Source organism: Paenibacillus sp. FSL R10-2199 (genome assembly GCF_038000235.1).
GTDB classification, from domain to species: domain Bacteria; phylum Bacillota; class Bacilli; order Paenibacillales; family Paenibacillaceae; genus Paenibacillus_AQ; species Paenibacillus_AQ phytohabitans.
Window position 1 is genome coordinate 875,966 of sequence record NZ_JBBOBO010000001.1, and the last position, 20,482, is coordinate 896,447.

A 20,482-nucleotide genomic window follows, 5' to 3' on the forward strand; every position below is an offset into this window, starting at 1 on the left:
GGATTGCTCCATTCACCAACACATTCAAAGCCAAAGGTCGCTGCACAATCGAAAACCTTCGTTCTGCACTAATAACTATTTCAACTTGCTTACACAAGTTTCAGCTAAAAGATGTTCTAAAACGCAAATTCGTTTCGGTATCCAGTTTTCAAGGATCAAGTGTCTTACTTGAGAGTTTGAACTCTCAAAACTGACCAACGAGTGAGTAACAGGCCTAAACCTGAGTTGTGGAAGCTTACGCTTCCGATTTGAATGTCACCGTTGCAGGTGACGATTCTCCATAGAAAGGAGGTGATCCAGCCGCACCTTCCGATACGGCTACCTTGTTACGACTTCACCCCAATCATCTACCCCACCTTCGGCGGCTGGCTCCCTTGCGGGTTACCCCACCGACTTCGGGTGTTGTAAACTCTCGTGGTGTGACGGGCGGTGTGTACAAGACCCGGGAACGTATTCACCGCGGCATGCTGATCCGCGATTACTAGCAATTCCGACTTCATGCAGGCGAGTTGCAGCCTGCAATCCGAACTGAGACCGGCTTTGCTGGGATTGGCTCCACCTCGCGGTTTCGCTTCCCGTTGTACCGGCCATTGTAGTACGTGTGTAGCCCAGGTCATAAGGGGCATGATGATTTGACGTCATCCCCACCTTCCTCCGGTTTGTCACCGGCAGTCACTCTAGAGTGCCCAGCTTCACCTGCTGGCAACTAAAGTCAAGGGTTGCGCTCGTTGCGGGACTTAACCCAACATCTCACGACACGAGCTGACGACAACCATGCACCACCTGTCTCCAATGCTCCGAAGAGGGGCACTATCTCTAATGCTTTCATCGGGATGTCAAGACCTGGTAAGGTTCTTCGCGTTGCTTCGAATTAAACCACATACTCCACTGCTTGTGCGGGTCCCCGTCAATTCCTTTGAGTTTCAGTCTTGCGACCGTACTCCCCAGGCGGAGTGCTTACTGTGTTAACTTCGGCACCAAGGGTATCGAAACCCCTAACACCTAGCACTCATCGTTTACGGCGTGGACTACCAGGGTATCTAATCCTGTTTGCTCCCCACGCTTTCGCGCCTCAGCGTCAGTTACAGCCCAGAAAGTCGCCTTCGCCACTGGTGTTCCTCCACATATCTACGCATTTCACCGCTACACGTGGAATTCCACTTTCCTCTTCTGTACTCAAGTCACCCAGTTTCCAGTGCGACCCCAGGTTGAGCCCAAGGTTTAAACACCAGACTTAAATGACCGCCTGCGCGCGCTTTACGCCCAATAATTCCGGACAACGCTTGCCCCCTACGTATTACCGCGGCTGCTGGCACGTAGTTAGCCGGGGCTTTCTTCTCAGGTACCGTCACTCCGGTAGCAGTTACTCTACCGGACGTTCTTCCCTGGCAACAGAGCTTTACGATCCGAAAACCTTCATCACTCACGCGGCATTGCTCCGTCAGGCTTTCGCCCATTGCGGAAGATTCCCTACTGCTGCCTCCCGTAGGAGTCTGGGCCGTGTCTCAGTCCCAGTGTGGCCGTTCACCCTCTCAGGTCGGCTACGCATCGTCGCCTTGGTGAGCCGTTACCCCACCAACTAGCTAATGCGCCGCAGGCCCATCCCCAAGTGGCAGATTGCTCCGCCTTTCATTCTCTCTTCAGGAGAGGAAAGAAATTATCCGGTATTAGCTACCGTTTCCGGTAGTTATCCCAGTCTTGAGGGCAGGTTGCCTACGTGTTACTCACCCGTCCGCCGCTAAGCATGAATGGAAGCAAGCTTCCATTCAAACTCCGCTCGACTTGCATGTATTAGGCATGCCGCCAGCGTTCGTCCTGAGCCAGGATCAAACTCTCCAAATTGTATTTAGAAAGAGCGATTGCTCATTTTGAAACATCTGACGAGAATTTTTATTCTCTTTTTTGGAAGTCACTTTCGTGATTTCCGATACTCACTCGTTGTTCAGTTTTCAAAGATCAAGCTCGTTGTCAGTGCCGCTCATCGCGTCACCAGCAACTCTTATAATATATCACATCCAGCCGATCAATGCAAGCTCTTTTTTCAACTTCTTTTTCGAGCTCGGCGTTGATGTTTCGCGGCCAGAAATAGAATATATCATGTATAAAGTCTTATTGCAAGCATTATTTTCAACTAACCGCTAACCATTGTTCCAAGGAAACCGCTTGTGCAGCTCCCTTGGATATTATGGTTACAGATCAGATAATTATTCAGTCTTTGTTGCGCATATGAGGGAACAGCAGTACATCGCGGATAGACGCGGCATTCGTAAGCAGCATGATAAGACGGTCTACGCCGATTCCCAGTCCGCCTGTAGGCGGCATTCCGTATTCCAGTGCACGGATGAAATCATCATCCATCTCATGCGCTTCGTCATTCCCCTGCTCTTTCTCGTGAATCTGCGCCTCGAAGCGCTGACGCTGGTCAATCGGGTCGTTCAGCTCACTGAACGCATTCGCATGCTCACGGGCTACAATAAACAGCTCGAAGCGGTCGGTAAAGCGCGGATCCTGATCATTCTTTTTGGCCAGCGGTGATATTTCTACTGGATGTCCCATTACGAACGTCGGCTGAATCAGCGTTTCCTCTACAAACTGCTCAAAGAATGCGTTAAGAATATGTCCGAAGGTCATATGCTTCTCAACCGGCACACGATGCTCCTTAGCCAGAGCCTGTGCTTCTTCATTCGTCATATGGACCCCGAAGTCTACGCCGGTTACTTCTTTGACAGCGTCCACCATGGTCACACGGCGCCAGCCTGGAGACAGGTCAACTTCTTGCCCCTGGTAGTTAATCACCTGGTTGCCAAGAACCTCCTGGGCGATATGAGCAATCATATTCTCTGTAAGCTGCATGATATCCTTGTAGTCCGCATATGCTTCGTACAGCTCAATCATCGTGAATTCCGGATTATGGCGTGTGGAGATCCCTTCGTTACGGTATACACGGCCGATTTCATATACTTTTTCCAAACCGCCTACGATCAGACGTTTCAGGTGAAGCTCGATTGCGATACGCATATACAGCTGCATGTCCAGCGTGTTGTGGTGTGTAATAAACGGACGGGCGGCGGCTCCACCGGCAATGGTATGCAGTGTTGGAGTCTCTACTTCCAGATAGCCCAGCGAGTCCAGATAACGGCGCATCGATTGGATAATCCGTGAACGCGCAATAAATGTCTGCTGTACTTCCGGATTAATAATCAGGTCAACATAACGCTGGCGGTAACGGAGCTCTACATCCTTCAGTCCGTGATATTTCTCTGGAAGCGGAAGCAGGGATTTGGACAGCACCTCAAGGTTATGCACTTTAATAGAGGTTTCGCCGGTCTTGGTCTTGAACAGGGTACCGCGGATTCCGATAATATCGCCCAGGTCCAGAATGGTGAAAGCTGCGTACTGGGATTCAGAAATGCTGTCCTGGCGGACATAAATCTGAATTTTGCCGCTGAGATCCTGGATGTGCGAGAAGCTCGCTTTACCCATTACCCGTTTAGCCATAATACGTCCTGCCACACTAACCTCAAGCGCCAGCTCGTCCAGTTCCTCATGGGTTAGTCCGTCATACTTGGCCAGAAGATCGCCAGCTGCTGCGGTACGCTCATATTTCTTGCCGAACGGGTCGATTCCCAGCGCGCGGAGCTCGTCCAGCTTACCCCGGCGGATCTGCAGCAGCTCACTTAGTTCACTCTCTGTAGTTTCCACGTTGTTGATTTCTTCCGACATGTTCTTCATCCTCTCTTACTCACGGTATACAAAAGAAGAAACGGCTCCGCCCTCATACCAAGGGGACAGTCCGTTCCAGTACAAAATATAAGCTGTATGTGTTCACCCATATTTTTCGGTTGTTATACGTTGCGCGAAGCCTATAAATTCTTTTCTTTTGAAAAAAGCTCCCCTAAGGAAGCTTTCGGATCCATCTTACTTCATTTTGATATCAAGAATTTTATATTGAATGACGCCTGCAGGGACACTTACATCCACAATGGTACCAATCTTCTTACCGATGATGGCTCTGCCTACCGGGCTCTCATTGGAGATTTTATTATTCAGCGGATCGGATTCGGCGGTTCCGACGATTGTATACTCCATAACGTCTCCGTACTCCATATCCTCAACGTTCACTGTTACTCCGATGCTTACCACATCTGTCACGATCTCATCACTATTAATGATACGCGCGTTGCGCAGCATCTTCTCCAAAGTCAGAACACGTCCTTCGATAAAGGCCTGCTCATTCTTTGCGTCTTCATATTCCGAGTTTTCACTGATATCTCCGTAGCCGATGGCCACTTTAATACGTTCCGCTACCTCGCGGCGTTTTACGGATTTGAGGGTCTCCAGTTCTTCTTCCAGACGCTTAAGTCCGTCCGGTGTAAGGATGACTTCTTTATCGCTCATCTCAACCGATTCTCCTGTCGTATACATTTATTGAAAACACCATACTATATGCGAATCCGGAGGGAACAGAACCCTCCTTCTCCATTGCTCCTGCTGTAACGGCGATTTTATACTGTGAAATTATATTGGAACCGCTACAAAATGTCAATGACGCCCCATATAATGTTTAGCGATATTCAATGATGCAGGCAGGGACGGGTCTGACAATGCGGCAAATCAGGGAATTAAACGGCCGAAAGAGCGCTATCCGCGCCTTCCTGCGCTTCTTCATCCTTAAGCTGAACGACAAAATCACTCAAAATCCGCACCATCTCGTCACGTTTCGTTTCTTCCATAATAACGTCCTTCACCCGGGCGGCTGACTTAAGCCCCTTCAAATACCAGGCCAGATGCTTGCGCATTTCGCGGACCGCCACCGCTTCACCCTTAAGGGCGATCAGACGGTCCATGTGAAGAATGGCCACCTTGATCTTCTCTTCAGCGTCCGGTTCAGGCATCAGCTCTCCGGTACTCAGATACTGAATGGTCCGGTACAGCATCCAAGGGTTGCCCAGCGCCCCCCGCCCGATCATTACGCCGTCACAGCCGGTCTGATCCAGCATCGCCCGCGCATCTTCAGGTGTATTCACATCACCATTGCCGATGACCGGAATGGATACAGCTTCTTTGGCCATCCGGATATACTTCCAGTCGGCATGCCCTGTATAGAGCTGCTCGCGGGTACGGCCATGAACACTGACTGCCTTGCCTCCGGCACGCTCAACTGCACGCGCATTCTCTTCGATAAAGATATGCTCGCTGTCCCAGCCGATCCGCATCTTCACCGTCACAGGTTTATCCACGGCATCCACAACGGCAGATACCATCTCATAAATCTTGTCCGGATTCAGCAGCCAGCGCGCTCCGGCATCACATTTCGTCACCTTCGGCACCGGACAGCCCATATTAATGTCAATGATATCGGCGTTCGTTTCTTTATCCACTATTTTGGCTGCATCAACCAGCGACTCGCGGTCTCCGCCAAAAATCTGCAGACTCAGCGGTTTCTCACGCTCATCCACAAACAGCATCTCGCGGGTACGCGCATTGCCATGCACAATAGCTTTGCCGCTCACCATTTCGGCACAGACTAGACCCGTCCCGAATTCCTTGGCAATCAGACGAAATGCAGGATTACACACGCCGGCCATAGGGGCCAACACCACCTGGTTCTTCATCTCAATATCGCCAATCTTCAACATTCGAATCACTTCCTTATATTGCGGATCAGCTTGAGGAGCTCATGTAGCCGGGTTGGCTAATTCATCGACCGTAACTCCCAGGACATCCGCAATTTTATTTAAAATTTGATCTTCTAAACGTCTATTACCCCGCTCGACCGTACCAAGCACGGCCAAGGATATTCCGACAGAATCCGCCAACTCCTGCTGAGTGTAACCCTTCAGCTTTCGGAACGCTCTAACCCGCCGTCCCATACGTTTGTTGTCCACAAGCGAATTCCTTCCTTTCCGTCTATGTCTTGAAGCGCTGTTGTAATTAAGCCGCGGAATCCGGAAGACTCTTCATTCTGCGAAACGATATCACTAAGCGGTAAGAGCACAAACGCACGCTCCAGCATCCGGGGATGCGGCAGCGTTAAGTCTGGTGTATCCAGGCTCAACCCCTCTACCCAAAGCAAATCCAAATCCACCGTTCTCGGCCCATAGCGGATATCACGTACACGGCCTAACCGGGTTTCTGTCTCCAGCATGACATGAAGCAGAGCCTCCGGAGCAAGCGTAGTACGCAGAGCCGCAGCCATATTAAGAAACTGGGGCTGATCCAGATAACCCACCGGCTCGGTCTCGTATACCGATGAGGTGCGTAGAACTTCAATCTCTTCATGCCGGTCCAGCTGGTTCAAAGCTTCTCTCAGCGTTCCTTCACGGTCGCCCAAATTAGCCCCTAAAGCAATATAAGCCTCTGATGCCTCAGAGGTAGAATGTATATTCATGACTCTGTCTCACTTTCTCGTCCGGCGCAGTTCTACGGTTACTCCCTGAAAATGAATATCGAATGGCGGATGCGGTTTCGTCACCTTGACGGTTACTGCATTGATAACAGTATAAGTGTCCAGTACTGCGGATGCAATATATTCTGCCAAAGCCTCGATCAGCTTGAAGGACTTTGTTTCGACAATTTTTTTGACCAGGAAATGTACTTCGGCATAGTTCACGGTTTGCTCCAGATCATCAGAGAGACCCGCTCCCTGCAAATCAAGCTCCAGCTCCAAATCCACATAATAGCGCTGGCCCAGCTTGCGCTCCTCTTCAAACACACCGTGATATCCGTAGTATTCCATGCGGTGCAGCTTCATTTTATCCATTAAGGGTACCTGCCTTCTCTTGAAAATAGTCTATTCACGCACCGCAGGTGCTGCAGCATATAACATGGCATCGCACATATCTACTGTACGTTTGATTAAAGAGACATCATGCACCCGCACGATCTGGCAGCCCTGGGCAATTCCGAAAGCGACTGTAGCAGCAGTCCCTTCCACAACATCATCCGCCGGCAGATCGAGTGCGGTACGGATGAACTTTTTGCGCGAAGTGGCCAGCAGCAGCGGATACCCAAGCTCCCCCAGTACATCCAAGCCCATCATCGCTTGAAGATTCTCCGTATAATCCTTGGCAAAACCGATCCCGGGATCGAGAATGATATTCTGCGGCTCTACTCCGGCTGTCAGGGCAAGGTTAATGCTCGCGGTTAAATCCTCTGTCATATCGCTGATCAAATCCTGATAATTGCGGTTATGGCGGTTATGCATCAGGATAATCGGACAACCCGCCTGCGCGGCAACTGCCGCCATCTGCGGATCTGCTTTGGCCCCCCAGACATCGTTGATAATATGGGCACCGGCCTGAACCGCACGGCGCGCTACTTCCGCTTTGTAGGTGTCTATAGATAGCGGCAGATGAGGCGCGGCACGGTGGATGCTCTCGATAACGGGCAGTACGCGTTCCAACTCATCCTCTACTCCTACCGGCTGATGACCCGGACGCGTTGACTCTCCGCCTATATCAATAATATCGGCACCCTCGGCTGCCATTCGCAGTGCATGCTCTACCGCTCTTTCCGGATCTGTCCATAATCCCCCATCGGAAAAAGAGTCCGGCGTCACATTGAGGATACCCATGATCAGGGTCCGTTCGCCTAGAATCAGCCTGCCGCTTCCGCAGCGGTAGTTCCGCTTATATATTACCGGCTTCATTCCAGCCTCCCCGCCCTTTCTCTGTAAAGCTTCAGGATTGCATCTGTCCGTTCTCCGCAGCGCCCGCCGCCTATCGTTATCCGCCGGTCCCCGTTCCAGAGCGCCGTTACCGGCACAATCTCCTGCACCGAATTGGTGAGGAAAATTTCGTCAGCCGCCTCAAGCTGCTCCCAGCGGTAAAAGCCTTGTTCTGGATAGAGGCCTGCGGATGCTGCCAGCTCCAGCACCATTTCCCGGGTAATTCCCGGGAGAATGCCTGTAGCTATATCGGGGGTATAGAGCCGGTTATCTGCGACGAAAAAGATGTTGCTCACAATTCCCTCGGATATGTCACCCGCTGCCGTCAGCATCAACCCCTCTGCTCCTCTAGACGCAGACGGGTGTCCGGCCAGCTCACGCTTGGCCAGAATGTTGTTCATATAATGCAGCGACTTCAGCCGCACAGGCCCTTCCGGGGTATTCCGCCGGTGATACAGCAGCTGCAGTTCTTTGCCTTCGCTATACAGGCTGTCCGGCAGTGCCGGCAGCGCTTTGATATACAGCAGCTGATTAGGCTGCTTGTAATCTCCTGCCGGCAGCCCAAGGATATCCTCACCGGCTGTGACTGTATAGCGGACATAAGCCTCGTTAAGCTCATTCTTGTCCATTACAAGCTGAATCCATTCCCGAAGCTGCTGCACATCCGGCGCAAAGGGAATACCCAGCTGCCTGCAGCCCTCTGCCATCCGGTCAAGATGCCTCTGCAGCAGAAAGGGCTCACCCCCGTAGGTGCGGAAGGTCTCAAACAGACCCATTCCGTACAAAAAGCCGTGATCCAGGGCGGAGACCACGGCGTCTTTGGCGTCGACTGCTTTGTTGTTAAGTCCTATATATTTCATGCCGGTTCTCCGGCTCTCCGTTTCAGGAAGTTGCGCAGCATCGTATGTCCATGATCGGTAATGATCGACTCGGGATGGAACTGCACGCCTTCGATCGGGTATTCCTTATGGCGCAAGGCCATAATCTCGCCTTCGGCCGTTTCTGCTGTAATCTCCAGGCAATCCGGCAGACTCTCACGTTCTACAATCAAGGAATGATACCGTGTTGCCGTAAACGGGGACTCCAGTCCTTCGAAGACAGAGGTGCCATTATGGTGAATCGGCGAGGTTTTGCCGTGCATCAGGCGTTCTGCCCGGATCACATTACCGCCGAAGGCTTGTCCGATGGCCTGATGACCGAGGCATACGCCAAAGATCGGGATGACTCCTTTGAAATGCTGCAGCAGCTCAAGGCTGATGCCTGCCTCATTCGGTGTACATGGTCCCGGAGAGATCAAAATATGATCCGGTGCCAGGGCCTCAATCTCCTGAATACTGATCTCATCGTTACGGGATACCTTAACGTCCTCCCCCAGCTCACCCAGATATTGCACCAGGTTATACGTAAAGGAATCATAATTATCGATGACCAAGATCATACTGCGCTTCCTCCTTCGGTGCCGGAGGTAGTCCGCAATTCCTGCCCGCGTTCACTGCAGAGAATCGCCTTCACTACCGCTTTGGCTTTGTTGTGGCATTCCCGGTACTCCCGGTACGGATCCGAATCGATCACAATACCCGCTCCTGTCTGAATGTAGCCGATTCCGTCCTTCACGGCCAGTGTACGTATAATTATATTTAATTCCATATTGCCATTATAGTCAATCCAGCCCATGGATCCAGTATATGGCCCCCGGCGGACCGGCTCCAGCTCTTCAATAATTTCCATGGTGCGCACCTTGGGCGCGCCGGTGATCGTGCCGCCGGGGAATAAGGCGGCAATGACATCGTAAGCATCCTTGCCGGGTGCGGCGATGCCCTCCACCTGCGAGACGAGATGCATCACATGTGAGTATCGCTCCACGGTCAGCAGCTCCGGCACGCTGACCGTCCCGTATGCAGCGACACGGCCGATGTCGTTGCGCTCGAGATCGACAAGCATAACATGCTCGGCGATCTCCTTCTCGCTCCCGCGCAGCTCCGCCTCCATGGCGGCGTCCTCCGCGGGAGTGTGGCCCCGGCGCCGGGTACCGGCTATGGGGCGGGCGCTGACCTTGTCCCCGTGCAGCTTCACGAGCAGCTCCGGCGAAGCGCTGGAGAGGGCGAAGCCGGGCGTGCGGAGCAGCCCCATGTACGGGGACGGGTTGAGTCTGCGCAGCCACTCGTAGACATCCTCCGGCGAGGACTGCAGCTGCGCCTGCTGGCGCAGCGACAGGTTCACCTGGAAGACATCACCGGCACGGATGTATTCCTGAACATCCAGCACGGCCTGCTGGAATTGCTCCGGCGAGAAATCCGAGCTCATGCCTGGCCATTCTCCGGTGACACTAGCTTCAGTATCAATCAGGCAGGCAATGTCAGCATACTGGGCGGCAGCAGCTGCTTCAGAAGAAGCAGGTACCATGATACGCTGCCACTCCTCCAGCATTCGCTCCGCACGGCTCACAGCATCAAGATACATGGCATGCAGCTCAGCCCTGTTAGCGGATATCACAGCCGGAACAGGTACATGTACTGCACAATACACAATATCCTCGTGATGGTCATAGATCCACAGCTCTTCCAGCCTCATGAACAGATAATCCGGGAAATCGGGATCCCTCTTGGCACAGGACGGCAGCTTCTCCAGAGAGCGGACTACATCATAGCCGAGAAATCCGATACAACCTCCGGTGAAGGGCGGCTGCCCGTCGAACGGTACGCGGGGTGAGACATAATCCTTCATCCACTCCTGCAGCACTTTCAGCGGTTGCCCTTGAAGCAGCTCCGTAGCTTCAGGTTCAGCTTGTGCCTGTCCCACAGCCGCATCAGACAGACTGTAGAGCTCTGCGGTATCTCCAATACCCTTTATGACTGAAACCGGACGCAAGCCCAGATATGTATAACGTCCGCCCTTACCGCTCTCCAGGACCACGGAATATGGTGAAGCCATCTCCCAGGCTCTCTGCCAGCTGCCCGGCAATCCCCCTTTCTCCTGCCGTGAATGAAGGACCAGCGGAAGAACGCTCCAGGCTTCGTCCGCCCATTGTTCCCACTCCTGCCAAGCCGTTAAGATCTCCACATTTATCCCCCTAAAGTTTTGTGAAGCATAGCCTCGAAAGCATACGCTGGCTTCTACGATAGTTTATTGCCTGTCAGTATACTGTACATCCGGTTACTTTGAAAAGCCCGTAAACCTGATAAATGCTTATTATTCAGAAAAAGAGCCTGCGATATCCCTATGGAAGCGGATCGCAGGCTCTTCTGAATTGCTGGTTCTCAGCAATTATACTTCAAAGTTATACAGCGGTGTGCTCAGATAACGTTCGCCGTTACTTGGGATAATAACAACGATCTTTTTACCTGCGCCCAGTTCCTTAGCTACTTTGAGGGCAGCGAATACAGCAGCGCCGGAAGAAATACCGGACAGAACGCCTTCCTCTTTGGCTACACGGCGGGCCGTTTCGAAAGCTTCGTCATTCTCTACATGTATGATTTCATCATAGATATCCTGGTTCAGGATTTCAGGAACGAAGTTGGCACCGATCCCCTGGATTTTGTGGGGACCCGGTTTGCCTCCGGCCAGAATTGGAGAAGCTGCAGGTTCTACAGCATAGATCTTCACATCAGGATACTGGCTCTTCAACACTTCACCTGCACCACTAATCGTTCCGCCTGTACCGACACCTGCGATGAATGCATCCAGGGGGCCGCCAATGGATTCGATTGCTTCCACGATCTCCGGTCCAGTGGTCTCGCGGTGAATCTTCACGTTGGCTTTGTTCTTAAACTGCTCTGCAAGGAAGTAATCCGGATTCTCACTGAGGATTTGCTCAGCTTTCTTAACTGCCCCGTTCATCCCTTCAGATCCTGGAGTCAATACCAGCTCAGCACCATAAGCACGCAGCAGGTTGCGGCGCTCAAGGCTCATCGTTTCAGGCATAACAATAATCGCCTTGTAGCCTTTGGCAGCAGCAACAAGCGCCAGGCCAATCCCTGTATTACCGCTGGTCGCTTCTACAATGGTGCCTCCAGGTTTCAGGGAACCGTCTTTCTCAGCTTCTTCCACAATGCTGATAGCGATGCGGTCTTTCACACTCGAACCCGGATTTTGATATTCCAGCTTCAAGTAAATTTCTGCGGAACCTTCCGGAACAATCCGACCCAGACGAACGAGCGGTGTACCACCGATCAAATCTGTTACACTGTTGACGACTTTAGCCATGAGCAAAAACCTCCTTGGGATGATAGATGAATTGGGTGCGGAACCTGTGACAGTTATGATCAGCATATGTTGTGCCGCCTATTATTTCCGACTAAATCAGTAGGTTTTACATTTAATCTCATATTATCAATCTTGCAGGCTGTTGTCAATATATATTGCTGTAGCGTATTTGGCACGCAAATCGCTTTCCACCTGCTGCAGGGGCGCCGCCTGTTCCAGCGCCAGCTCCTGGCGGATCAGCCCTCGGAGCTCATCCTGATCCGGCTTCCCGGGATCAATAAGCTTCTCCAGCCGGATCACAGCATAACCGCCTTCGACCTGAAGCGGCCCTGCGATGTCTCCAGTCTCAAGGCCCGCTGCTGTCTTCAGCAGCTCCTCCGGCCAGAACGGATCATTCTCCTCCACTGTTCCGATATTACCGCCATGCTGGCGGCTCTCCTCATCTGTGGATACCTCTCTGGCCAGGCCGGCGAAATCCTCTCCCTGCTCCAGGCGGTCCATAACCTGATTAGCCCCGTTATAGGTTGCCTGCTTAATCATAGAGAGCTGCATTTGCTTCCTGGGAGTGAATCTCTCGGCGTTTTGGGCCAAATAATCATCAATTTCAGTTTCACTGACCGTAATACCGGTGGTGGCTACCGCCTGAAGCGTCAGCCGGTACGCGGTTTCCTCGTGCAGCTCCTGGCGGGAAAGACCAAGCTCAGACTGCATCTGGTCATAATACTGCTCCTCCGAGCCGTAGCCGGACATGCCGCGCTTCAATTCCTGCTCAATCTCCTCATCGGTCACCGTAATACCGAGAGCTTTGGCTTCCTTGCCAACAACGATATGATTAAGCATGCCCAGCAGCACTTCATCTCCATGCTTTTTTTTGAGTTCATCTATCCATTCCCGGTCCGTGACCGGCTGGCCTCCGGCGGCAGCAATATCCGAAGCCTCCCCGTCTGCAGCCTCTCCCTTAAGCAGGGCCATTGCACGCAGGCTCCAGAATAAAAGACCTCCAAGCATTAAGGTCGCGACGGCGAGTAATATAACGGTATTGCGCAGCGCGCGCTCCTGTCTTGTCATCATCTTATAGCCCTACGATTTCGCTTGATCGAGGATTACCTGCAGTTCATCCTTGTTAAACACATAAGCTTCATTACAGTAATGACATATAACTTCAACCTGATCATCTTCTTCGATCAGCTGCTCCAGTTCGTGCTGGCCTAGACTGACCAGTGTCTCTTCTATCCGCTCACGCGAGCATTGACAGACAAAAGAGATCTCGAGTTCATCAAGGACTACAGCATCCGGCAGCAGCAGGCGAAGCATCTCTTCAGGCTCAAGGCCCTGGTCCAGGATCGCCGTCACTGAAGGCATCGCTCCGACGGCATGCTCAATCTCGGTGATCTCTTCATCTGTCAGTCCGGGCAGCAGTTGAATGATGAATCCTCCGGCAACTCTTACCGAATTATCTGTCTCCACCAATACACCCAGCCCTACAGCAGCAGGCGTTTGTTCCGAAATGGCAAAATAATAAGTGAAATCCTCGCCCAGTTCTCCTGAGACAATGGGCACACTGCCGCGATACGGCTCTTTCATCCCCAGATCCTTGCTGATATCAATGAATCCTTCCGTACCCACAGCACCTGCGACATCCAGCTTGCCAAGGCTATTGCTCGGCAGATGAACATGCGGATTACTCACATAACCGCGAACCTCGCCCAGGGCATTGGATTCGGCCGTAATCTGTCCGAGCGGTCCATTCCCTTTGACCATAATCGCCAGCTTCTCCTGACCCTTGAGCATAGCGCCCATGATGGCTGCGGCGGTTACAGTACGACCAAGCGCAGCTGTAGCTGTCGGATAGGTATCATGTCTGCGCCGCAATTCGTCGACAAGTTCTGTTGTCCGGACTGCGAACGCTCTGACCTTCCCGTTCATGGCAGTTCCCCGGATAAGCCGATCCTTCTTTTTTTCCATTGGGTGCATACTCCTCCTATCTGTCTGTATAAGGTTTCATTTCATGATTATTTGTTACGGTTGTAAATAATACGTAATCCTTCCAGCGTCAGCATCGGGTTAACCTCATCAATGCAATCTGTCTCGCCGGCAATCAGCGGAGCAAGCCCCCCTGTAGCAATAACCTTGAGAACGGGCGCATTCATCTCCAGCTTAATGCGTCTTACAATTCCCTCTACCTGGCCGGCATAGCCAAAAATAATTCCTGCCTGCATCGCGTGGACAGTATTGCGCCCGATAACCTTCTTGGGCTTCTCCAGCTCAATCCGCGGCAGCTTGGATGCCCGCTGATATAAGGCCTCTGTAGAGATCCCCAGACCCGGCACGATTGCCCCGCCAAGATAGTTCGCTCCGGCATCAATACAGTCAAACGTAGTTGCCGTACCAAAGTCAACGACCACGAGCGGGCATTTATACTGCTCAATCGCCGCAACGGCATTTACAATCCGGTCTGCGCCCACTTCGCGCGGATTCTCATAACGCAGATTAAGCCCGGTTTTGATTCCGGGGCCTACGAGCAGCGGGTCTTTGCCGATATATTTCACGCACATTTCCACGATAACCTGAACCAGCGGCGGAACAACCGAGGAGATGATGACACCCTCTACATCTTTAAACGATATATTCGACATGTGGAACAGATTATGAATCAGGACACCATATTCATCCACAGTCGATTGACGCGCTGTGCTAAGCCGGAAATGATGAAGCAGCTCAGGCCCCCGGTAGACTCCAAGCACGATGTTCGTATTCCCGATATCAACGACAAGTATCATTAGAGATTTCCGCCTTTCTTGCCATTCAGATCCAGACTGATATCAAGACTGGCGAAGGAATAGGTAAGCCGGCCTACAGAAATAACATCTACACCCGATTCTGCAATCCCGCGTACCGTTTCCAGAGATACATTGCCTGAAGCCTCGATTTTGACATGCCGCGCTTTGGTTCTGATTCTTCTTACTGCTTCCGCCATCAGCTCAGGTGACATATTATCAAGCATGATAATGTCCGCCCCCGCAGCGAGCGCTTCCTCTACCTGCTCCAGGCTTTCCGTTTCCACTTCGATCGTCATGGTGTGGGGGATATTGGCCCGGGCGCGCCCTACCGCCTGACGAATGCCTCCAGCGCCCTTGATATGATTATCCTTAATCATTACCGCGTCATACAAGCCGAAGCGGTGATTGGCTCCTCCGCCTATGCGGACAGCATACTTCTCCAGCATCCGGTGACCTGGTGTTGTCTTGCGGGTATCCACCAGCCGGGTTGGCAGACCTTGAAGCTCTTGCACGAATGACGCCGTCCGCGAGGCCACACCGGAGAGCCGTTGCATCAGATTAAGGGCGAGCCGTTCGCCTGTAAGAATGGCATGCGTGCTGCCCTCGACTTCAGCGATGACCGTGCCCTTGGACACCGGCTGGCCTTCTTGTACCAATGCCGTAAATACGAGTGTCGGGTCTACTACCTCAAAAACCAGTTCAGCCACGGGAATTCCGCAGATTACTCCGTCCTCTTTGGCATGGATAATCCCCTTGGATTCATGTCCCTGGGGTATAGTGGTACGTGTTGTGATATCCCCTGATCCGACATCCTCCTGCAGCCACCCCTTAATAGACTGGAGCAGTTCTTCATTATAGCCATTAAACATCATCACTTAATTCCTCCACTATTCCCAGTTCGCGAATCTGGAGCAGATGCTTCTGCCACTCTGCATCATTCCGCAGCGGATAATCCTCGCGATAATGAGCGCCGCGGCTCTCCTCCCGTGCCAGCGCTGATTCGGTAATCAGCAGGCAGCACGTAAGCATATTAGCGAACTCGTATTCTTCACGTTTGGTAAGTGCCGCATTAAAAATCGGCAGCTGACGCTTTAATTCATCCAGTCCTTTAATCAGCATTTCCTGGTTCCGCCGCAGTCCGGCGTAGCGTACCATAACCTTTTGCAGCTTCAGACGCCGCTCCACAATAGCCTGGGTAGGCGACTCCACCCGGCCTTGGTCACAGCCTGCCGATACTGTATCCCGCCCAAGCGGCGGGAGCTGACGGATGCGCTCTACGATCCGGCGGCCAAAGACAATCGCTTCCGACAGAGAATTACTGGCCAGCCGGTTGGCTCCCTGTACCCCTGTAGACGAAACCTCGCCACAGGCAAACAGGCGGGAAACGGTGCTCTCCCCGTTCAGATCGGTCTTGACGCCCCCCATCATATAATGCGCAGCAGGAGCCACTGGAATCCAGTCACTTGTAATATCCAGTCCATAACTCATACAGGTCTCATAGATCGTCGGGAAGCGGTGTTTGACCATATCCGCTGATTCATGTGTAATATCAAGGTAGACAAAGGTGGATTTGGTCAGCTCCATCTCGCTCACAATCGCCCGGGCCACAATATCGCGCGGGGCCAGTTCCAGCAGCTCATGGTACCTTTCCATAAACCGGTCTCCGTTGATATTGCGCAGCACAGCGCCTTCACCGCGCACTGCTTCCGAGATCAGGAAGCGCGGGGCTCCCGGATAACTGAGCGCTGTCGGGTGGAACTGGATGAATTCCATATCCCGTACATGGGCTCCAGCCCGGTAAGCAATGGCTACACCGTCACCGGTTGCCACTTCGGGATTGGTCGTATACCGGTATAATTGCCCTGCTCCGCCTGAGCATAGAATGGTTGCATCGGCCTGCAGGAACAAACGTCCGCCTCCCGGACGCTGTACCAATGCCCCCACGCATTCCCCGTCTACGGTAATCAGATCAATGACATAATGGTCATCCCATACCTCGATATTCTTATGCTGCTCTGCCTGCTCAGCCAAGGCGCGGACAATTTCATAGCCTGTAGCATCCCCATTCGCATGCAGAATACGGCGGTGGCTATGTGCCGCCTCTTGCGTTAACGCAAGCTCGCCATTCTCCTTGTCGAACTTCGTCCCGAGCCGGATGAGTTCGCGGACGCCTTCCGGACCTTCATTCACCAGTACATCAACAGCCGCAGAGGAGTTTAGCCCTGCACCGGCCATCAGGGTATCCTGACGATGATATACCGGAGAATCGTCGTCTGAGAACACAGCGGCAATCCCCCCTTGGGCATACCGTGTATTGCTCTCCATGACTGTCTTCTTCGTAATCATAATGACCTTCCGGTCTTCACTGGCTTTGATCGCTGTGAACAAACCGGCAATGCCTGAACCAATCACAATACAATCTGTCTTAATTACAGGAAGCCCCTGAAGATCGAAATCAACCAAATATTGTGGAATCATGACCGCTTTTCACCTGTTTCAACGAAAGAGTAGCGCATGCTACCGGACTTGTAGCATGCGCTCTAGGGAAGTTCTGGCTTTGTCGGCGACAGCGGGCGGTACATAAATCTGCGGCTTCATCGTCTCCAGGCATTTTACCAGTTTCTTTAAATTGTTAACCTTCATATTGGGACAAACCAGGAATTTGGTGGCAAAATGGAATTCTTTATCCGGACTGTCCAAACGCAGCTGATATCCGGTTCCATCCTCAGTTCCCACGATAAACTGCCGGCGGTCCGATTTCCGGCAATACTCTATAATCGAGGTTGTGCTGCCCACATAATCACCCATGGCCACCACTTCAGGACGGCATTCCGGATGTACCACAAATTCCGCTTCAGGATATTTGGCTCTCATCTCCACTACATCCTTGACGGTAAGCATATCATGAGTATTACAGTAGCCTTCCCATATAATCAGCTTCTTGCCGGTCTTATCCTGAACATATTGGCCCAGGTTCTTATCGGGTACCCAGATAATTTCTTCCGCATCAAGCGATTCAATCACCTTCACCGCATTGGCAGAGGTACAGCAAATATCAGTTTCCGCTTTGATCTCAGCGGAGGAGTTGATATAGGTTACTACTTTGGCATTAGGATGCTGCGCCTTCAGCTTCCGGAGTCCGTCCACGTTGACCATATCCGCCATAGGACAGCCGGCGCGTTCGTCAGGAATTATAACAGTTTTGTTCGGCGCAAGAATCTTGGCGCTTTCCCCCATAAAGTGAACCCCGCAGAATACAATCACATCTGCCTCTGTCTCCGCAGCCTTCTGAGCCAGTAAAAAAGAGTCTCCACGGAAATCCGCTACTTCCTGAATTTCATCACGCTGATAATAATGAGCCAGAATTATTGCATTCCGTTCTTTCTTAAGCTGTTCGAGGCGCACACGAAGTTCACGATTCTGTTCCTGCTTGCGCTCAAGCGCCAGAGCTTCCACGGTCATTCTCCCCCTTATGTCTTCATGGCATATAGCCAGTGCATTCTATTAAGTTAATTTATTTAATATTTAATCACTAATGTACACAACGTTCCACCCCCTGTCAATGCGGGCAAGCCGGGTGTAGCTCTATGTCCTGATGTACCTATAGACAGAAAAATCCGGAGAACCTCAGGTTCTCCGGATAAAAAATCGATGTTTTATTCAGCGATTAAACCAGACTTCCGCCGCCTTTGTTGCCATCATCCGAACCGTTTCCTTCTTCAGGATCCGGTTTATTCGGAATATCCTTAGACAGATCGCCAAGGAATGGCGGTTCTTCGTCGGATTTGCCTTGAATGCGTACACGTACGTCACCGATAGAATCAATTACTGGCTCGCCCGCTTCATGCGTTACTGCCTCTGTTTCTTCCGGTTTGCCATCCTCCGTCAGGTAGCCTTGCTCAATCAATTCTGTGATCTGATCAAGTTCCAGCGTTTCCTTCTCCAGAAGGGTGTTCGCAATCAGGTGCATTTCTTTGGAATGCTTGGTCAGCAGCTCTCTGCAGCGCTCATAGCTGCTGCGGATAAGGTTCTGCATTTCCTGGTCAATCTCGTAAGCAATGGAGTCACTGTAGTTCTGCTCATGTCCGATATCACGGCCAAGGAAGACTTGGCCTTGGGATGTGCCGAACTGCAATGGCCCAAGCTTATCGCTCATTCCATATTCCATAATCATCGCACGCACAATGCGCGTAGCCTGCTGGAAGTCACTATAAGCGCCTGTGCCAATTTCGCCAATGAATAATTCTTCAGCAACACGTCCGCCAAGCAATCCGGTAACCTTATCCAAGAGTTCCTGCTTGGTAACGATCATCCGGTCTTCCTTAGGAAGCATAATGACATATCCGCCTGCGCGGCCGCGCGGGATAATGGTAACCTTATGCACCACATCGGCATGCTCGAGGAAGTAGCCGGCAATGGTATGGCCTGCTTCGTGGTAAGCTACAATCCGTTTCTCGCGGTCACTGATTACGCGGCTGCGTTTCTCTGTGCCGACAATTACACGGTCAATCGCTTCATCCACTTCACGCATGGTAATGTCCTTACGGTTGCGGCGTGCAGCAAGCAGTGCCGCTTCGTTAAGCAGGTTCTCCAGATCCGCACCGGTAAATCCGGTTGTACGCTTGGCAATTACGTCAAGCCGAACATCCTTGGTAAGCGGTTTGTTGCGGGAGTGAACCTTCAGTACAGCTTCACGGCCCTTCACGTCTGGACGGTCAACCGTAATCTGACGGTCAAACCGGCCTGGACGGAGCAATGCCGGATCCAGTATGTCGGCGCGGTTGGTAGCCGCGACAATGATAATGCCTTCGTTGCCGCCAAAGCCGTCCATTTCAACGAGCAATTGGTTAAGGGTCTGTTCGCGTTCGTCATGTCCGCCGCCAAGTCCTGCGCCGCGCTGACGTCCCACAGCATCGATTTCGTCGATAAAGATGATACAAGGAGCATTCTTCTTCGCATTCTCGAACAAATCACGTACCCGGGATGCGCCGACACCGACGAACATTTCCACAAAGTCGGAACCGGAGATGCTGAAGAATGGAACACCGGCTTCACCTGCTACCGCACGGGCCAGCAAGGTTTTACCTGTTCCCGGAGGTCCCACAAGGAGTACCCCTTTAGGAATACGTGCACCTACAGCTGCGAATTTACGCGGATCCTTGAGGAATTCCACGACCTCCACAAGCTCTTGCTTCTCTTCATCAGCTCCTGCAACATCCTCAAAGCTGATTTTCTTCTTCTCTTCATTATATAACCGGGCTTTGCTCTTGCCGAAATTCATGACCTTGCCGCCGCCGCCCTGTGCATTGTTAAACAGGAAGAAGAACAGGATGAACATGATAACTAATGGAATGATGGAAGAAAGGAATGTCAGCCAGATGCTGTCGCCTTCCATTTTCTTCTGAGTCAGCTCCACGCCATTAACTTCGCTGGCAGCTATAAGTTCATCAAGGGCACGATCTGTAGGAGGAACATAAGTGGAGAAATTCTTCGATTTAGTCTCAGGTGGCAATTCTTTGTATTCGCCTGTAACCAAAAATGCGTTACCCTCAAACTGAACCGTCAGGCTCTTCACATTGTTGTCCTTGATCTCCTGTCTTAACTCATCATATCTAGGGAAATCGGCGGATTCATTTCCATTGCTTACAAACTGGACAATGCCCACCACGACTAAAAATAAAATCAAATAAAAACCAGAATTCCGGATGAACCGATTCATCCCCTACCTCCTCTCACAACGCTCAAGTTATTGTACCATAGCCTGACCAGACTCCTCAAATTGTCAGGAAATCCAGAAAAGTGATCCTTGAATCTAAGGCTGTCGATTGGT

The 20,482-nt window shown here is 51.8% G+C and carries 18 protein-coding genes and 1 rRNA gene; all 19 read right to left on the bottom strand.

The features are described 5' to 3' along the window. Positions 1-284: 284 nt before the first annotated feature. The 19 genes from NYE33_RS03780 to ftsH all read right to left on the bottom strand — a co-directional run bounded on the left by NYE33_RS03780 (position 285) and on the right by ftsH (position 20,371). Positions 285-1,842 (bottom strand): 16S ribosomal RNA (locus NYE33_RS03780). A gap of 366 nt (positions 1,843-2,208) precedes the next feature. Then, on the bottom strand, positions 2,209-3,723 hold the full coding sequence (lysS, locus tag NYE33_RS03785; protein ID WP_042132703.1) for a lysine--tRNA ligase: 1,515 nt from the start codon (positions 3,721-3,723) through the stop codon (positions 2,209-2,211). 195 nt (positions 3,724-3,918) lie between these two features. Further along, entirely contained in the window at positions 3,919-4,398 is a 480-nt protein-coding gene (greA, locus tag NYE33_RS03790; protein WP_039309541.1) for a transcription elongation factor GreA, read from the bottom strand. Positions 4,399-4,622: 224 nt separating this feature from the next. Beyond that, positions 4,623-5,639 (bottom strand): tRNA dihydrouridine synthase DusB, encoded by a 1,017-nt coding sequence (dusB, locus tag NYE33_RS03795; protein ID WP_042132702.1) that lies wholly within the window; start codon positions 5,637-5,639, stop codon positions 4,623-4,625. A 39-nt stretch (positions 5,640-5,678) separates the two neighbouring features. Next, positions 5,679-5,873, bottom strand: a complete 195-nt coding sequence (locus NYE33_RS03800; RefSeq protein ID WP_331281725.1) for a helix-turn-helix domain-containing protein — start codon at positions 5,871-5,873, stop codon at positions 5,679-5,681. After that, entirely contained in the window at positions 5,840-6,391 is a 552-nt protein-coding gene (gene folK / locus NYE33_RS03805) for a 2-amino-4-hydroxy-6-hydroxymethyldihydropteridine diphosphokinase (RefSeq protein ID WP_039309538.1), read from the bottom strand. Before folK ends, NYE33_RS03800 begins: the two co-directional genes overlap by 34 nt. Before the next feature lie 9 nt (positions 6,392-6,400). Beyond that, complete coding sequence (gene folB / locus NYE33_RS03810; RefSeq protein ID WP_039309536.1) at positions 6,401-6,763, bottom strand: dihydroneopterin aldolase; 363 nt, start codon at positions 6,761-6,763, stop codon at positions 6,401-6,403. Positions 6,764-6,793: 30 nt separating this feature from the next. Further along, positions 6,794-7,651, bottom strand: a complete 858-nt coding sequence (gene folP / locus NYE33_RS03815; protein WP_341064808.1) for a dihydropteroate synthase — start codon at positions 7,649-7,651, stop codon at positions 6,794-6,796. Then, positions 7,648-8,529: an aminotransferase class IV gene (locus NYE33_RS03820; RefSeq protein ID WP_341064810.1), complete on the bottom strand. Its 882-nt coding sequence runs from the start codon at positions 8,527-8,529 to the stop codon at positions 7,648-7,650. Before NYE33_RS03820 ends, folP begins: the two co-directional genes overlap by 4 nt. After that, the gene (pabA, locus tag NYE33_RS03825; RefSeq protein WP_039309532.1) at positions 8,526-9,107 is read right to left on the bottom strand and encodes an aminodeoxychorismate/anthranilate synthase component II; all 582 of its coding nucleotides are present in this window, start codon (positions 9,105-9,107) and stop codon (positions 8,526-8,528) included. The genes NYE33_RS03820 and pabA overlap by 4 nt, the downstream gene beginning before the upstream one ends. After that, a complete protein-coding gene (locus tag NYE33_RS03830; RefSeq protein ID WP_341064812.1) occupies positions 9,104-10,729 on the bottom strand; it encodes an anthranilate synthase component I family protein in 1,626 nt (541 codons plus the stop codon). The genes pabA and NYE33_RS03830 overlap by 4 nt, the downstream gene beginning before the upstream one ends. 204 nt (positions 10,730-10,933) lie before the next feature. After that, positions 10,934-11,872 (bottom strand): cysteine synthase A, encoded by a 939-nt coding sequence (cysK, locus tag NYE33_RS03835; protein ID WP_042132698.1) that lies wholly within the window; start codon positions 11,870-11,872, stop codon positions 10,934-10,936. A gap of 126 nt (positions 11,873-11,998) precedes the next feature. After that, on the bottom strand, positions 11,999-12,943 hold the full coding sequence (locus NYE33_RS03840; protein ID WP_081969781.1) for a peptidylprolyl isomerase: 945 nt from the start codon (positions 12,941-12,943) through the stop codon (positions 11,999-12,001). 9 nt (positions 12,944-12,952) lie between these two features. Then, a complete protein-coding gene (hslO, locus tag NYE33_RS03845) occupies positions 12,953-13,837 on the bottom strand; it encodes an Hsp33 family molecular chaperone HslO (RefSeq protein ID WP_042132697.1) in 885 nt (294 codons plus the stop codon). A gap of 47 nt (positions 13,838-13,884) precedes the next feature. Next, entirely contained in the window at positions 13,885-14,652 is a 768-nt protein-coding gene (locus NYE33_RS03850; protein WP_039309527.1) for a type III pantothenate kinase, read from the bottom strand. Continuing rightward, the gene (gene nadC, locus NYE33_RS03855; protein ID WP_076248557.1) at positions 14,652-15,524 is read right to left on the bottom strand and encodes a carboxylating nicotinate-nucleotide diphosphorylase; all 873 of its coding nucleotides are present in this window, start codon (positions 15,522-15,524) and stop codon (positions 14,652-14,654) included. Before nadC ends, NYE33_RS03850 begins: the two co-directional genes overlap by 1 nt. Then, positions 15,514-17,130, bottom strand: a complete 1,617-nt coding sequence (gene nadB, locus NYE33_RS03860; RefSeq protein WP_039309525.1) for an L-aspartate oxidase — start codon at positions 17,128-17,130, stop codon at positions 15,514-15,516. The genes nadC and nadB overlap by 11 nt, the downstream gene beginning before the upstream one ends. A gap of 39 nt (positions 17,131-17,169) precedes the next feature. Then, entirely contained in the window at positions 17,170-18,108 is a 939-nt protein-coding gene (gene nadA / locus NYE33_RS03865) for a quinolinate synthase NadA (RefSeq protein ID WP_039309543.1), read from the bottom strand. 211 nt (positions 18,109-18,319) lie between these two features. Continuing rightward, the gene (ftsH, locus tag NYE33_RS03870) at positions 18,320-20,371 is read right to left on the bottom strand and encodes an ATP-dependent zinc metalloprotease FtsH (RefSeq protein ID WP_076248555.1); all 2,052 of its coding nucleotides are present in this window, start codon (positions 20,369-20,371) and stop codon (positions 18,320-18,322) included. Positions 20,372-20,482 lie beyond the last annotated feature (111 nt).

Coding starts and splice junctions, on each gene's coding strand:
- lysS (WP_042132703.1), bottom strand. CDS start 3,723: ATGTCGGAAGAAATCAACAACGTGGAAACTACAGAGAGTGAACTAAGT.
- greA (WP_039309541.1), bottom strand. CDS start 4,398: ATGAGCGATAAAGAAGTCATCCTTACACCGGACGGACTTAAGCGTCTG.
- dusB (WP_042132702.1), bottom strand. CDS start 5,639: ATGTTGAAGATTGGCGATATTGAGATGAAGAACCAGGTGGTGTTGGCC.
- NYE33_RS03800 (WP_331281725.1), bottom strand. CDS start 5,873: ATGGGACGGCGGGTTAGAGCGTTCCGAAAGCTGAAGGGTTACACTCAG.
- folK (WP_039309538.1), bottom strand. CDS start 6,391: ATGAATATACATTCTACCTCTGAGGCATCAGAGGCTTATATTGCTTTA.
- folB (WP_039309536.1), bottom strand. CDS start 6,763: ATGGATAAAATGAAGCTGCACCGCATGGAATACTACGGATATCACGGT.
- folP (WP_341064808.1), bottom strand. CDS start 7,651: ATGAAGCCGGTAATATATAAGCGGAACTACCGCTGCGGAAGCGGCAGG.
- NYE33_RS03820 (WP_341064810.1), bottom strand. CDS start 8,529: ATGAAATATATAGGACTTAACAACAAAGCAGTCGACGCCAAAGACGCC.
- pabA (WP_039309532.1), bottom strand. CDS start 9,107: ATGATCTTGGTCATCGATAATTATGATTCCTTTACGTATAACCTGGTG.
- cysK (WP_042132698.1), bottom strand. CDS start 11,872: ATGGCTAAAGTCGTCAACAGTGTAACAGATTTGATCGGTGGTACACCG.
- NYE33_RS03840 (WP_081969781.1), bottom strand. CDS start 12,943: ATGATGACAAGACAGGAGCGCGCGCTGCGCAATACCGTTATATTACTC.
- hslO (WP_042132697.1), bottom strand. CDS start 13,837: ATGGAAAAAAAGAAGGATCGGCTTATCCGGGGAACTGCCATGAACGGG.
- NYE33_RS03850 (WP_039309527.1), bottom strand. CDS start 14,652: ATGATACTTGTCGTTGATATCGGGAATACGAACATCGTGCTTGGAGTC.
- nadC (WP_076248557.1), bottom strand. CDS start 15,524: ATGATGTTTAATGGCTATAATGAAGAACTGCTCCAGTCTATTAAGGGG.
- nadB (WP_039309525.1), bottom strand. CDS start 17,130: ATGATTCCACAATATTTGGTTGATTTCGATCTTCAGGGGCTTCCTGTA.
- ftsH (WP_076248555.1), bottom strand. CDS start 20,371: ATGAATCGGTTCATCCGGAATTCTGGTTTTTATTTGATTTTATTTTTA.